This window comes from Swaminathania salitolerans (genome assembly GCF_007988945.1).
GTDB classification, from domain to species: Bacteria; Pseudomonadota; Alphaproteobacteria; order Acetobacterales; family Acetobacteraceae; genus Swaminathania; species Swaminathania salitolerans.
Window position 1 is genome coordinate 1 of sequence record NZ_BJVC01000003.1, and the last position, 13,725, is coordinate 13,725.

General features: G+C 62.6%; 13 protein-coding genes and 1 rRNA gene. 8 read left to right on the plus strand and 6 right to left on the minus strand.

All coding sequences use genetic code 11. The features are described from left to right. Positions 1-75 (minus strand): 16S ribosomal RNA (locus SSA02_RS07265); the annotation flags it as partial. Between the two features lie 838 nt (positions 76-913). Between SSA02_RS07265 and SSA02_RS07270 the strand changes: the two genes are divergently transcribed. Next, entirely contained in the window at positions 914-1,096 is a 183-nt protein-coding gene (locus SSA02_RS07270; protein WP_147093422.1) for a hypothetical protein, read from the plus strand. Between the two features lie 82 nt (positions 1,097-1,178). Here the strand turns inward: SSA02_RS07270 and SSA02_RS07275 are convergent, their stop codons facing one another. Next, the gene (locus SSA02_RS07275; RefSeq protein WP_147093423.1) at positions 1,179-1,391 is read right to left on the minus strand and encodes a CsbD family protein; all 213 of its coding nucleotides are present in this window, start codon (positions 1,389-1,391) and stop codon (positions 1,179-1,181) included. A gap of 239 nt (positions 1,392-1,630) precedes the next feature. Here SSA02_RS07275 and SSA02_RS07280 point away from each other — a divergent pair, with 239 nt between their 5' ends. Together SSA02_RS07280 and ybaK are read left to right on the plus strand one after the other, a co-directional pair. Next, positions 1,631-2,530 carry a DMT family transporter gene (locus SSA02_RS07280; protein WP_147093424.1) on the plus strand — a complete coding sequence of 300 codons (900 nt, stop codon included), beginning with the start codon at positions 1,631-1,633 and terminating at the stop codon, positions 2,528-2,530. Between the two features lie 68 nt (positions 2,531-2,598). Further along, the gene (gene ybaK, locus SSA02_RS07285; protein WP_147093425.1) at positions 2,599-3,084 is read left to right on the plus strand and encodes a Cys-tRNA(Pro) deacylase; all 486 of its coding nucleotides are present in this window, start codon (positions 2,599-2,601) and stop codon (positions 3,082-3,084) included. On the opposite strand, the gene SSA02_RS07290 is transcribed toward ybaK, so the two are convergent. After that, positions 3,085-5,535 carry a TonB-dependent receptor gene (locus SSA02_RS07290; RefSeq protein ID WP_147093426.1) on the minus strand — a complete coding sequence of 817 codons (2,451 nt, stop codon included), beginning with the start codon at positions 5,533-5,535 and terminating at the stop codon, positions 3,085-3,087. It lies immediately after the preceding gene. Between the two features lie 239 nt (positions 5,536-5,774). Here SSA02_RS07290 and SSA02_RS07295 point away from each other — a divergent pair, with 239 nt between their 5' ends. The 5 genes from SSA02_RS07295 (at position 5,775) to SSA02_RS07315 (ending at position 10,068) form a co-directional block, all read left to right on the plus strand. Continuing rightward, entirely contained in the window at positions 5,775-6,515 is a 741-nt protein-coding gene (locus SSA02_RS07295) for a TVP38/TMEM64 family protein (protein ID WP_147093427.1), read from the plus strand. Between the two features lie 241 nt (positions 6,516-6,756). Beyond that, positions 6,757-8,061, plus strand: coding sequence for a multidrug effflux MFS transporter (locus SSA02_RS07300; RefSeq protein WP_147093428.1), 1,305 nt, complete (start codon positions 6,757-6,759; stop codon positions 8,059-8,061). A gap of 63 nt (positions 8,062-8,124) precedes the next feature. Beyond that, on the plus strand, positions 8,125-8,496 hold the full coding sequence (locus tag SSA02_RS07305; protein WP_147093429.1) for a response regulator: 372 nt from the start codon (positions 8,125-8,127) through the stop codon (positions 8,494-8,496). 65 nt (positions 8,497-8,561) lie between these two features. Then, a complete protein-coding gene (locus SSA02_RS07310) occupies positions 8,562-9,113 on the plus strand; it encodes an adenine phosphoribosyltransferase (protein WP_246103762.1) in 552 nt (183 codons plus the stop codon). Between the two features lie 121 nt (positions 9,114-9,234). Next, positions 9,235-10,068, plus strand: a complete 834-nt coding sequence (locus SSA02_RS07315; RefSeq protein ID WP_147093431.1) for a nitroreductase family protein — start codon at positions 9,235-9,237, stop codon at positions 10,066-10,068. Positions 10,069-10,134: 66 nt separating this feature from the next. Here the strand turns inward: SSA02_RS07315 and lldD are convergent, their stop codons facing one another. The 3 genes from lldD to SSA02_RS07330 are packed head-to-tail and all read right to left on the minus strand — an operon-like array spanning position 10,135 to position 13,526. After that, positions 10,135-11,271 (minus strand): FMN-dependent L-lactate dehydrogenase LldD, encoded by a 1,137-nt coding sequence (gene lldD, locus SSA02_RS07320; RefSeq protein ID WP_147093432.1) that lies wholly within the window; start codon positions 11,269-11,271, stop codon positions 10,135-10,137. Positions 11,272-11,323: 52 nt separating this feature from the next. After that, positions 11,324-12,658 (minus strand): YncE family protein, encoded by a 1,335-nt coding sequence (locus SSA02_RS07325; protein WP_186807717.1) that lies wholly within the window; start codon positions 12,656-12,658, stop codon positions 11,324-11,326. A gap of 25 nt (positions 12,659-12,683) precedes the next feature. Continuing rightward, positions 12,684-13,526, minus strand: a complete 843-nt coding sequence (locus SSA02_RS07330) for a creatininase family protein (RefSeq protein WP_371859197.1) — start codon at positions 13,524-13,526, stop codon at positions 12,684-12,686. Positions 13,527-13,725: the final 199 nt, after the last annotated feature.

Below are 13,725 nucleotides of genomic sequence, written 5' to 3' on the forward strand. Positions count from 1 at the left end.
AAAGGTCCGTGCGACTTGCATGTGTTAAGCATGCCGCCAGCGTTCGCTCTGAGCCAGGATCAAACTCTCAGGTTCAATTCCAGCCAGCACAAAGGCCAACCAAAACCAAACTATAGATCCCGAAACAAAAAAAACTGACGTCTGTAGTTCTTTCCAAAAAAAGAATAAATCAGTCAGCACTCTCATCATCAGAACCACTGGTTCAGACAACACCAAAGCGCCGCCAACATATCCCTTCCATTCCATCTTCACTTGTCAAAGAACCTACCTAACCTACTGATCTTACTCAGTCTTTCAGGCAGTCGCCGCAGCATGTTCCGCTGCGGTGAACGGGCTTTTACGGAAACCGGGGGGGGTTGTCAAACACTTCCTCAATCCCCCCAAAACCCACGCCACATATGGACCACACCCGATTCCCGACAAAACCACTCACAAAAAACAGGGAAAAAAATCGTCCGGAAAACAGATTCCTCACAAACACGGGAAAGAGACCGTCTTGCGGGCGCCTCCAAACCGGATAATCTCGACTCCCCATGGCAAAGCAGTGCTCCTCCGTCGTCGTCGTCTCCGTTTCCTGCAAGGGCAGGGCCGGATCGGTGTGCGCACAGGAAGTCTTCTGAGCCCTCCCCCCAGCCCCGCCGCCACGGCGGGGTGCGTTCGGATCTTGCCGGGTGGCCTTCTAAAGGTCTGTCCTCAATGCAAGCATCGTTCCTTTCCGGGATTTCCCTGGGCCTCTCTCCATAGGCCACGGCCTCTTTTCTGGTCTTCGCGCTGACAAGCTCTGCAAGTCCGGGGCCGAACAACCTGCTCATCATGACCATCGCCGCACGTTCGGGCCTGAGAAATACTCTGCCAGGCATTGCGGCCATCACTGTAGCATTCGGTTCGATGCTTGCGGTCTGGGCAATGGGGAGTGGCCTTCACTATCGCGACAAAACTCGTCATCGGACTTGCTGCGCAACTCGGCTGGGCGGCGCTCGGTCTTTATCTGTACCGGCACCTGCATCGGCCGGGCGGGACGCCGGAGCATATGATCCGGATCAATCGCGTGATGGGTGCTCTGTTGGCTGCATCGGCTCTCACCATGCTCGTCTGACGCAGGTTTCTCGCACGGATGCAGATATGAGAAAGCCGCCCGCATTGTCATGCGCGGCGGCTTTCTCACATAATGAGGATACTCAGAGCTTGTTGAGGCCGTCTTTGACGCTGTCGATGCCATCATTGACGGCACCTTTCACCTCGCCCTTTGTTTTCTCGGCCTTGCCTTCGAGGTTCTGTCCTTCGCCCTCGGCCTGAAGCTTCTCGTTATCCGTCAGCTTGCCGACTTCTTCCTTGATCGAGCCGACCACCTGCTTGACGGTTCCGCTGACCTTGTCCGTGATTGAACTCATGACACTGTTCCTTCTCGCCTGTAGCTACCGGTCGGGGCTACCGCGTGGGGATAGTCTGGGTACATCCCCCTGGAGGTCTGCTTCCGGCAGCACTGACCATTCAACGCAGTATCCCGGACAAAGTCGCATCGGCGGCGCTTTTTCCGGACAAACTCCGTCTTTTTTCCCGGGGTCCGTTCCCGTAAGATGAGGCCCCCCTCGCCACGAAGCGAGAAACCCCCGAACGAGAAAGCTCGCGAATGGCCCTTTTCCTGTTTTTCGCCGTCGTGATCCTGTGGGGGCTGACCTGGTTTTCCATCCACCTCCAGATCGGGGGAACGAGCGCGGACGTCGCCATTTTCTGGCGGTTCGTCCTGTCGGCGTCTCTCATCGGGGGCGGTCTGGCAGCAACGGGCAAATTGCGCACGCCCCCCAAGGCGGCATGGCCCTGGATCGCCGGCATGGGCGTGTGTCTGTTTTCCTGCAACTTTCTCGGGATCTACAGCTCGGAACTCTTTCTGCCGAGCGGTACCGTTTCCGTCGTGTTCAGCATGGCGACGCTGTTCAACACACTCAATCTCTGGTTGTTCTTTCGCAGGACACCCGATCTGCGCGTGTTGGCAGGCGGTATCCTCGGTGTCTGTGGCGTGGCCCTGCTTCTGGCGGGCGACATGGCGCATGAGAACTGGCATCTCATGCTGGCGGGGATGGGGTTTGCCTTGTTCGGCACCTATCTGTTTTCCTGCGGCAACATGCTCTCGCGTCATCTGGCCGGATTCGAGATCAGCCTGACCAATACCGTCTTCTGGGGCATGCTCTGCGGTATTGCGTTGCTGGCCGTCATCATCCCGCTTTCGGGACATGGCTACGGCTTTCCCCTCACATCTCGCTGGCTGGGTGGGCTGCTTTATCTGGCCCTGTTCGGCTCGGTGGCGGGATTTCTGTTCTATCTCGAGCTGGTGCGACGCATCGGCGCCGACAAGGCCGCCTATGCCACCATCCTCTCGCCCGTGATCGCGCTGGGCATTTCGGCTCTCTTCGAGAGGGTCTATTGGTCCGTGCCCATGCTGGCCGGGCTTCTTCTGATCCTGCTCGGCAATGTCCTGGCCTTCCTGCGCAGGAAACCCCTCCCCCAGCCTGTCGAGGTGGAGCAGGGCTGACCGGTTTGACAGAATGAAAGCCCGGTTTTCTGATGGTCGTCCGGACTGCATAATCGGGAGACGATCTGATGAAACCCGCCTCTGGCCAGACGCCTGGCCTCGCCCTGCTGGAGAAAGCGGGCATCGCCTATACGCTGCACAGCCATGATTACGACCCCGAAGCCGGTCGCAAGGGATTGCAGGCGGCAGAGTCGCTCGGCGTCTCGCCCGAGCGCGTTTTCAAGACGCTGATGATCTGGCTGGACAAGGAAAAGCCAGCCTGCGCCGTCATCCGGTCGGATCACAAGCTGAATTTGAAGGCCGTTGCCGCGGCGCTGGGAGGCAAATCGGCCGCCATGATGGCGCCACCCGACGCCGAGCGCCTGACCGCCTACAAGACCGGCGGAATCAGCCCTTTCGGGCAGAAAAAGCGCGTGCCCGTCCTGCTGGACAAGCACGCGCTCGGTCAGGAGCGGATTTTCGTCAATGCAGGGCGCAGGGGCCTGCAATGCGAGATCGACCCCGCCGCCGCTGCCAGTCGTTTCGACTGGACAGTCGGGGCTGTCGCAGAGTGATCAGAAGCCGGTCGAAAGCGTGACCATGGCCGAGAAAGGCGGGTTCAGGTAATAGGACGGCATTCCGCCCGACGCGATGGTCGTGCCGTAAACGCCCTTGACGGGGTTGGCATTGGTCGAGAAGCCATAGACGCCGTTGCGGAACTTGGCACCCGTGAGGTTGGTCATGTTCAGCTGGATCTGGGGCGATTTGAGATAACCGGCATTCTTGAACCGGTATCCCATGCCGACCTGGTTGGTGATGTATTGCGGCACAGAGTTGTCGTTCATGAAGGTCGCATATTGCTTGCCGACATATTTCACCTGACCGGAGAACCAGAAGCTTCCGTTATCCCAGTCGAGGCCGATACCCGCCTGCTGCTTGGGAGACCGGATGGCGATCTTGCCTTTGGTCGGCAGGAGATCGGCGCCCACGCGGATATTGTTGTCGATGGTCGCGTGCAGGTATTCGAACGTCACATAGGGACGCAGATGGTGCCAGGGACGGGTGCCGAGCTGGATATCGACGCCGCGCGTGGTCTGACCGCCGGCATTGACCGTCTGGCTGTAGCTCGCGCCCGACGCGCCGTCATAATAGTTGAGCGTCTGCTGACGGTTGGTCAGGTTGTAGTTGAAGAACGAGATCGAACCCACCAGAAGGTCGCCGTTATAGCGATATCCCAGCTCTTCCTCGATCGTGTATTCCGGCTTGGACGCACCGCCGCGCTGGGTCTGCACGCCCGCGATGTTGTAGTAGTCGACCAGCGAGGTGCTGGACGGGATCTTGAAGTTGGTATTCCCGGCCACGTAGATCTGGTGATGGCGGTTGAAGTTCCACGCAATACCGATCTGCGGCAGGGGCTCAGGCGTGTGCAGGTTGCGGTTATAGGTCGTTCCCGGGGTGTAGTTGTACACCCGACGCGTGATCATGGCCTCCTTGAAGCCGACCGTGATGTTCAGGCGATCGTTGAAATACTTCATGGTATCGCCGATGAACAGCATGTTCACCTGGGTGAGCGACAGGAAGTCGCGTGCCTTGAAGGGCTGGCCGTCGGTCGTGGTGATCAGATCGGTCGTGCCCCAGATATTGTTCGGGACGCCCGTCTGCTGGTTCACGATTCCATAGGGTGAGTACTGGGACTGGTTCGAATATTCGTACCACCAGCCGAACTGGATATCGTGATGATTGTTGGGTCGGTAATGCAGGGAGATCGTATTGCCCGTACGGAACTGCTCCTGATTCGAGGGGGCGAAAGCGAGCACGCTTTTCGCACCGTCCAGATCGAGGGAAACGGGCTGGTTCCCCATATAGGCCTGGGACGGGATGACCGACGCGCCCGTACCGTTACCGATACCGTGCCAGAAATAGAGCGAGTCCTCGAGGGTCAGCTTGGGCGTGATGACGAGATGGGTCGGCAGCACCGCCACCACGTTCTCGAACGGATTGACGTGAAGCTTGTAATACGCGGCACCTGCGGCGTTGGGCCCTGCGTAATTCGCCGCATAATTGGTGCTGTATCCGGTCCTGAGCCACTGGGTGTAGTTCGGGGCCAGATAGAAGTCGTTCGTCTGGTTGTTATAGGCGACCGTCAGCCCGGTATGGCTCCCGTTCTGGAAATCCTTCACCAGCTTGAAGTCGTAGTGATATTTCTCCGCCTGCCCCGGACCGCGCCAGTTATTGCCCTTCGTATGGCTGAAGGCGAACATGGCGCGCACGCCGCTATTGCCGATATCGCCGGAATTCAGACGCAGGAACTGACGGAACGTATCGAAGGAGCCGAACGAGACATCCATCACCCCGCCGCGATGATGCGAAGGATTGCTCATGGTCATGGAGGTCAGACCGGCCGAGGCACTCGTGACCGGAGAGCCGATATCGACCGAACCGGGCTGGAGCGAGACCGTCTCGAGATTTTCGGATTCGAGCACCTCGTTCGAGTAGAACTGGCCGCCGCCGATATCGTTGAGGGGCGCGCCATCGAGCAGCCAGCCCACTTCGGTCTGGTCGAAGCCGCGCACGTTCACCTGACCGGTGAACAGGCCGAACGGGTCGGCCTGCGCCACGTTGACGCTCGGCAGCATGGCCAGAACCTGCTGCACGTTCACGGATGGGGCGAGCTTCGCGATGAAATCATGCGTGACGGTCTGGACGGCCTTGGGCGCCGTCTCGACGCGAAGCAGCCCGCCACCGGGCTGACGCGTGCGCTGGCTTCGTCCCGTTACGGCGATTTCTTCGGGGCGCGCGCTGGCCATGAGCGGCGCGGAGACCGTTGCGGCGCGGGGGGACGTTGCCGTGGCCTGTGCCGCAGGCACTGCCGCCGGCGCTCCCGTCCGGGACGGATGAGCGGACCGATGGCTGGACGCATGGTGCTTGTGACGGGTCGGCGCAGCGGTCGAGACCTGGATGCTGCCGGCAAGGGCGGTGCCCCCGAGCAGCATCAAAAGACAACGATGCGTGAAACTGGACGGCATAGAACGGTGTTTCCCCTCGGAACCAGGTTGCGCAAGCGATTGTTGCGCGCGTGAATTATCGTTACGATATCAAACAGAACTACCCTCCCGGGCTACCAGTTGCCTTACGGGACGGCAACGAAACTCCATTCAGATATGGCCGCGGGGTGACAGAATCGTCACGCGGTGTCACCAATCTGCATCATCGGCGCGCTTCCCTTGCCCCTGCCCCCGCTGCTAAGTCGCCGGAGACGTGATCAATGGAGGCTCTTCCCCTGGCCGGTTCTTCGCATTCGGGTTTCGCCCTGCCCGCCGCCCTCTGGAAAACGGGGGGAACGCTCGTCCTTCTCGCCTGTCTGCTTCTGCTTGCGCATGAATTTTCGGTGACACGCTCGCTGCTGGCGCTGATCCGTGGGTGGAAGGACCAGAGAGGCGCGCCGTTCCTCTTCCTGCTGGTCGGTATCCCGTACAGTTTTTTCGGCCTTCCCCGGCAGGGCCTCTGTCTCGCAGCAGGGCTCGTATTCGGCACGCTGACAGGATTCGTTCTGGCGAGTGCGGCCAGTCTCTCGGGTGCCGTTCTCGGCTTCGTATGGATTCGCCGTCTGGCAAGCCATGCCCAGCGCCGCCATCTCCAGACCCGCTTCCGCGGCAGGCTCGCCCTGATCGGCCGGATCCTCGAGCGGACCCCGTTCCAGGCGGTTCTGACCCTGCGGCTTCTTCCCGTCGGCTCCGCCGTCATGGTCACCGCGGCAGCCGGTCTCTATGGCGTTCCGCTTGCGGCCTTCACCTGGGCCACATTCCTCGGCGCGCTACCCCAGAATCTGGTCTTCGTCCTCATCGGCGCGGGCACCGAACTCGGCCAGAGCTTCCAGATCGGTCTCGGCATCCTTCTCTTCGCGGGGTCGTCCCTGCTCGCCGCGATGCTGCTGGCCCGGGCACGGCGCGAAGGAAACGCGATAGCCGCCCTGGCCGAGAAGACGGAACCGCCCCCAGCCGCCTGACACCGCATCCCGCCATTTCGCGCGCAGGCCATGCCCGGAAGATCGGGACACCGGGAGGAAAGTTAAAAAAAGAGATTGAAAAACCCGGCGCCTGCGATATCTGACACGGGATCGTCAGAGACCGGCCCGAAAAACGCCTTTCTGTCATGGGCGTATGCGTATCACCCGACCGGCTCAGCCGACCGGCAGGGGAAATCTGGACCACAATTCTCGCAGTTCAAACATCCAGCAGGAGCGCCTCATGGCCTCTCCCGACGGGATCCCTGTCACTGTCACTCCCGACACCGTGTCGAAGGCGAACGCGCCCTCGCCGGAAACGGCAGCCTTGCCTGGCTGGCTTCCGCTCCTTCTCGGGTTTCTGACCGCCGTCGGTCCCGTCTCGACCGATATCTATCTGCCCGCCTTCCCGGCGCTCGAGCGCTCTCTTCACGCACCGGCGGGCAGTGCCGGGATGACGCTTTCGGCCTGGATGGTCGGGCTTGCGATCGGCCAGATTACCATGGGGCCCCTTGCCGACCGGTTCGGACGGCGCATTCCGATGCTCATCGGCATGATCGTCTATACGATCGGCAGCGTCGGCTGCGCCATGGCCACGACCATGACCTCGATGTGTCTCTTCCGCCTCGTCGCGGCCATCGCGGCCTCGGCCAGTATCGTGATCCCGAGTGCCTGCGTGCGCGATCTTTCCTCCGGGAACGAGGCCGCACGTCTGATGTCCAAACTCATCCTGATCCAGGGCATCGTTCCCATCCTCGCCCCCATGCTGGGAGGAATCGCCCTGGATTACATAAGCTGGCGGGCCATCTTCTGGGTCTCGTCGCTTTATGGCGCTGTCTGCGTACTGTTCCTTCTGCGCGCCTTTCCGGAAACCCTGCCTCAGGAAAAGAGACGGGAGCTTCGTCCCCTGTCCCTGCTTCATCGCTACGCCATCATCGCACGCGAGCGCAGCTTCATCACCAATGCGCTCGTCTGGGGGTTCTGCGGTTTTCTCTCCTTCACCTATCTCACCGCCGCGCCAACGGTTTTCGAGCATATCTTCGGGTTCACCCCCGCCCATTACGGAATGCTCTTCGGCCTCTTCGCGGTCTGCATGATCGGCTCCTCCCAGATCAACGCCGCCCTCGTCGGACGGGTCAGCTCCTCTGCCATGCTGGGATGGGCTCTCGTCATTTCCATCCTCGGCGCGATCGCCCTGCTGGTGGTGGTCATGCTGGCCGAGCAATATCCCGGCTCCGGACATCACATCCGGCAGATCATGCTCGTTCCGATCGTGGGCTGCATGATGATCACACTCGGCATGACCGGAATCATCGGTCCGAACGCGATGGTGGGCGCTCTTTCGAACCAGTCCCATTATGCCGGTAGCGCCTCCGCCTTTGCCGGGACGATGCAATATGCTCTCGGCTCGCTCGCCAGCACGGCCATCGGGCTTCTTCCTGCGGATACGCCCATGCCGATGGCAGCCCTGATGCTGTTTGCCGCGTTGATGATGGGGGTCTTCGCTGTCATGCGCCCGCATGTTGCCCCCCCGGCCCAGCCCGGTTAGCCCCGGATCCGTTCAACGAGGGCATGTCCATGCGTGACATCCCCCAACAGGGAGTTTGTCCCCATGCCCGCTGCCACCGTACTTCTTGTCGAGGATGACGATTCGATAGCCCTGATCGTGGATACGATCCTGACCGGTGCGGGCTACAGGGTCATGCAGGCCCGCAGCGCAGACGAAGCCCTTGTCCTGGCGGGGGAGATTCCTCCGGCCATTCTCGTCTCCGATCTCAATCTTCCGGGCGGGATGGGAGGCGATGCGCTCGCGCTCGCGCTGCGCGAAACCGTTCCGACGCTGGGTATCGTTCTCATTTCGGGTGATTTCGAGGATTCGTCGCGCCGGGACGATCTTGTCCCGGGTGCGATCATCCTGCCCAAACCTTTCCGGCGTGCGGAGCTGATGGCGGCCCTCGCAGAAACGGGCCGCGAGGCCTCCTGACATTTACAACCGGGACGCGACGCGGCTAGATGCCGCGCCCCTTGACGATGGAGACAGGCAGGATCATGGCCCAGGATACGCAACGCGGTGAGCAACCGGAACTCGATCTGAAGAACTACATTCGCGAGATCCCCGATTTTCCCAAGCCGGGTATCCTGTTCTACGATATCTCGACCCTGATCCGGAATGCCGATGCGTGGCAGATCGCAACGGCCCGCCTCACCCGCGCGATCGCGCCCTGGCAGCCGGACCTGCTCGCCGGAATCGAAAGCCGTGGCTTTCTGACGGCGGCACCTGTCGCGATGCGTCTCGGCTGCGGGTTCATCATGCTGCGCAAGCCCGGCAAGCTTCCGGGCAAGACGATCTCGCTGCAATACGGCCTGGAATACGGTCAGGACGAGCTGCATATCCAGGAAGATGCCGTCAAGCCCGGCCAGCGCGTCGTGGTTCTGGACGATCTTCTTGCAACCGGCGGCACGCTCGCGGCCTCGATCCGTCTGCTCCAGAAGGTCGGTGCCGAAGTGGTCGGCACGTCGGTTCTGGTCGAGCTCGACGGTCTGGGCGGGCGCGACAGGCTCGATGTTCCGCTCCATTCCCTTCTGACCTACCCGGCCTGAGCCGCAGGCCCCGGCCGAACCGGAGGCCCGGACTGAACCGTCTGGAGGAGGAGCGCTTTCCCATCCCGGACGGTCAGGCCTTCCGGACGGACCTGCCTTTTTCCATCGAAGGAGAAGACCCATGACGGACCGCCTCGAGGCCCTGTGGCACGCACGATATCGCAACGCCCTGCCCGACAGGGTGGACCGTGCCGTTCAGGCAGGGGGCGATCTGCTCGAGAGCCTGCTCGGGCATCGTTCCGTCCGGTCCTATCTGCCCGACGCGCTCCCGCCGGGCACGCTGGAGAAAGCCGTCGCAGCAGCCCAGTCGGCGGCGACCTCGAGCAACCTGCAAAGCTGGAGCGTGGTGGCGGTCGAGGATGCGGCCCGACGGTCCCGCCTTGCCGCCCTGTGCGGGAACCAGGCGCATATCGCGGTTGCGCCGCTCTTCATGGTCTGGCTCGCCGACCTCTCGCGCGTGGAGCGTATCGCCACGCGCGCCGGGCTCGACCATGGGGCGCTCGACCATACGGAGACATTCCTGGTCGCCACCATCGATGCAGCTCTTGCCGCCCAGAACGCGGTGGCCGCCCTGGAGGCAGCAGGGCTCGGCACCGTCTATATCGGCGGATTGCGCAATCATCCGGCAGAAATCGCAAAGGAACTGCACCTGCCGCAGCGCTGCATGGGAATGTTCGGCCTGTGCGTCGGATGGCCGGATCCGGGGCATCCCGCATCGATCAAGCCGCGCCTGCCCCAGGACGTCGTTCTGCATCGCGAGCATTACGACCCACGACAGGAGGAGGCACTGATCGCCGCCTATGATGCCTGCGCCGATACCTTCCAGAAAGAGCAGGGCCTCCCCTCGCGCGCATGGTCCCTCACGGTCGCGGAGCGCCTGTCCGGAGCCGAACGTCTCGGTGGGCGGGAAACCATGCGCGAGAGCCTTGCGGCGCGGGGCTTTCCTCTCGCCTGACCCCCCGGACGCGCCTCGCCGCGCCCCGGGATATCGCAGCCGGTGATATCGCAGCCGGGCAACCGGTCAGAGACGCGCGAGACTCTGCGAAGACAGCTCACCGATCGAACGGGCACCGGTGAGGGTCATCGCAACGCGCAGTTCCTTTTCCATCAGCTCGAGCAGGGTCTCGACGCCGCACCGCCCGGCAGCGGCAAGGGCATAGATATAGGAGCGCCCCAGCAGCACGGCATCGGCGCCCAGAGCGATCATCCGTGCGATGTCGAGCCCCGAGCGGATTCCGGAATCGGCGAGAACCGCAATCTCCCCCTTCACGACCTCGGCAATGGCAGGCAAGGCGCGACAGCTCGAGAGAACGCCGTCGAGCTGCCTGCCGCCATGGTTGGAGACGACCACGCCATCGGCGCCGAAACGAACGGCGTCGCGTGCATCTTCCGGGTCGAGAATACCCTTGATGATCATCGACCCCTTCCAGAACGTCCTGATCCATTCCAGATCCCGCCAGCTGATCCCGGAATCGAAATTGCAGGCCAGCCAGCCGATATAGTCTTCCAGCCCCGTCGGATTGCCCCGATAGGCCGAGATATTGCCGAGATCGTGCGGCCTTCCGTTCAGCCCCACATCCCACGCCCAGCGCGGGTGCGTGGCGGCCTGGACGATCCGCCGCAGGGCCGCGAACGGACCCGACATGCCCGAATGAACATCGCGATACCGTGCGCCGGGCGTCGGCATGTCCACGGTGAAGACAAGGGTCGTGATGCCCGCCGCCTGCGCCCGTTCGAGCACGTTGCGCATGAAGCCCCTGTCCCGGAGGACATAGAGCTGGAACCAGATCGGTGCCGGGGACTGACTCTGCACCTCCTCGATCGGGCAGACAGAGACGGTCGAGAGCGTGAACGGTATGCCCTTGCGTGCCGCCGCGCGGGCTGCCTGAACCTCACCCCGGCGGGCGTACATACCGGTCAGCCCGACCGGCGCCAGCGCGGCTGGCAGGGCCAGTTTCTGACCCAGCAACGTGGTCGAGCAGTCCAGCCCTGACACGTTGCGCAGGATGCGCTGGCGCAGCGCGATATCCGACAGATCCAGCTGGTTGCGCTGCATCGTGTGTTCCGCATAGGCGCCACCATCGATGTAGTGGAACAGGAATGGCGGCAGCCTGCGGCGGGCAGCCTCGCGGAAATCGGTCGGCGCGGATATCAGCATGGTTCGGTCCCCCTTCCTTTTCCTGTTCTTCCCCGCTCCCGGGACGACCGGCTCAGCGCAGGATACCCGTATGCCCCACGCTGTAGCGCCCCGGCTGCGGCCATACCGTCAGGCCGTGCGGCTCGGCGCCAACGGGGATCTTCCTGACGGCCCCCGTTTGGGTATCGATCGCATAGACCACGTCGTCGAAGCGTCCGGAAAGCCAGAGCAGCTTTCCGTCGGCGCTGACATTGCCCATATCGGGACTGCCACCACCGGGAATCGGCCAGGTCCTGACCACCTTGTCCGTGGCGAAATCGATCACGGAGACGCTGCCCGGGCTGTGACGCGGACCGTGGATCCTGTGCGAGCCGCGATTGGCCACATACATGAACTTGCCGTCCCTGCTGGGATATTCGCCATGCGTGCCCGGACCGGTCGGGATGAAGCCCGTCTCCTTGAAGCTGTCTCCATCGACCACGAAGACACCATCGGCATGCATGTCGGCAATATAGAATTTATGCCCGTCCGGTGCCGTCAGGATATCCTGCGGCATGCCGCCCCTCGAAAGCTTGAGATAGCCCATGAGCTTGAGATTGACCGTATCGACCTTCGCCAGATAGCCGCCGAACTCGCAGGTGAAGATGGCGTAACGACCGTCGATCGAGAAATCGGCGTGATTGATGCCCTTGCATTGCGGGGCCTCGACCGAACCGAGCAGCGCCATGCTGTGCGGATCGCGGAAGTCCAGACGCTTGTGCGCCTCCGCCACCGTGATGGCATATTTTCCGTCCGGCGTGAAATACATGTTGTACGGATCGTCGACGGTCACCGCCGGGCCGGGCTTGCCCGTATGCGGGTCGATCGGTGTCAGGCTGCCGTCATTGCTGCCCTCGGCATTGTTCGTGACCCATAGCGTGCGCAGATCCCAGCTCGGCACGACATGTTGCGGGCTGCGACCGACCTTGAACGTATCGATGACCTTGAAGCTGGCCGGATCGATGACAGAGACGCTGTTGCCGCGCAGATTCGGCACATAGACCCGGGCCGGATCTCCCGCGACGGCCGGAGCGATCTTGCCTGCCTCGGTCTCGCTGTAGATGTTGTGCGGATCGACGACCGGCGGCATTCCGGGAATCGTCTCGACAGCCGCACTGGCGGCTGCTGCGGACGAACCCGGGAGGGCGGCGCGCTCTGTCTGGCCCGATGCTGTCGAGGCATTTCCGGCGCCAGAGGAGGGGGTGCCAGAGGAAGGCGTGCCTGAGGGGGAGGTGCCAGTAGCGGCCGGGTTAGCGCCCGGGTTAGCGGCCGGGGTGGCAGCCGGGGGGGTGGTCTCCTGCGCGAGCGCGGTGGTCGCGAGCATCAACCCGGCAAGCGACGCGATGACTGAGTGACGTGAGAACTTCATCGATACTCCTTGATGACACCCCGCCTCAGCGGGTTTTGCCGAGAGCGGCAAGCGCCGCCTCCAGCTGGATATCCGTGCCGATCCGCCCGAGCGCCGCCGTGGCCGGTCGCGGATCTCCCCCATAGACGCCCTCGGCGGCGGTCGGCAGACCGGCCTTGCGCAGAGCGTCCTGCCGCACCATCGTGGGGTCGATGGCGAGCATGAGCGCGGTATCGCTGAGATCGGCATGCTTGCCGAGATCGCCACCGAACCCCCTCTCGCGCAACGCCTGTGCATAGCGCGTGCCGATACTGTCGTAATAGGCACCGAGATAGAGGGCCTGGGCCGCATTGTGCCACTTATGATCCAGCTTCGCGACCGCTGCCTTGAGATAGGACAAATAGCCGCCGTGATCGGCGATGAAAACGATGCGTCTGAATCCCTGCACGCGGAAGCTCTCCGCCGCCCCCTCGAGAAGCCCCTCGAACACTGCCGGGGGAATCGAGATCGTGCCGGGAAAACGCATATGCGAGGTCCGGGGCGTCGTGCTGCCCTCGGGAACATAGGCGATGACGGGCGCGACGAGCGCATCGCCGAGACGGCGCGCGATGCGCTCGGCCTGGGCCGCCGCCCGGACATTATGCTTGCCGACCGCGATATAGGGACCGCTCTGCTCCGTACCGCCTACAGGGATGATGATCGTGCGCGTGCCCTCACGAAGACGTGCCGCGATTTCGGTCCAGGTCAGCGCAGCAAACGCAACGGTTCTTTCCCGCACCACGCTGCCGGAGCCGGCCTGTGCTGCGGCGGATCCGGAGAAGATGACGGTCGCCAGACCGCAGAATACCGCGGAACGAACGGCCTGTTTCAGACGTCGGAGAACGTGCACGACCGGATATCCCGCCCTGTCAGAGGTAAAGCTTCTGGAACAGATCCCGCGCCAGCGATATCGCCCCGATGAGAAAAGCCGCACCGGAGAGAACGGAACACGAAGCGACGCGGTGGCGGTGCGCCACCGACCGTCTCCTGCACCCGTCTCTTCCGCCCGGACCCTTGTCGCTGAACCGTCCACCTGAACCGCCACCCCG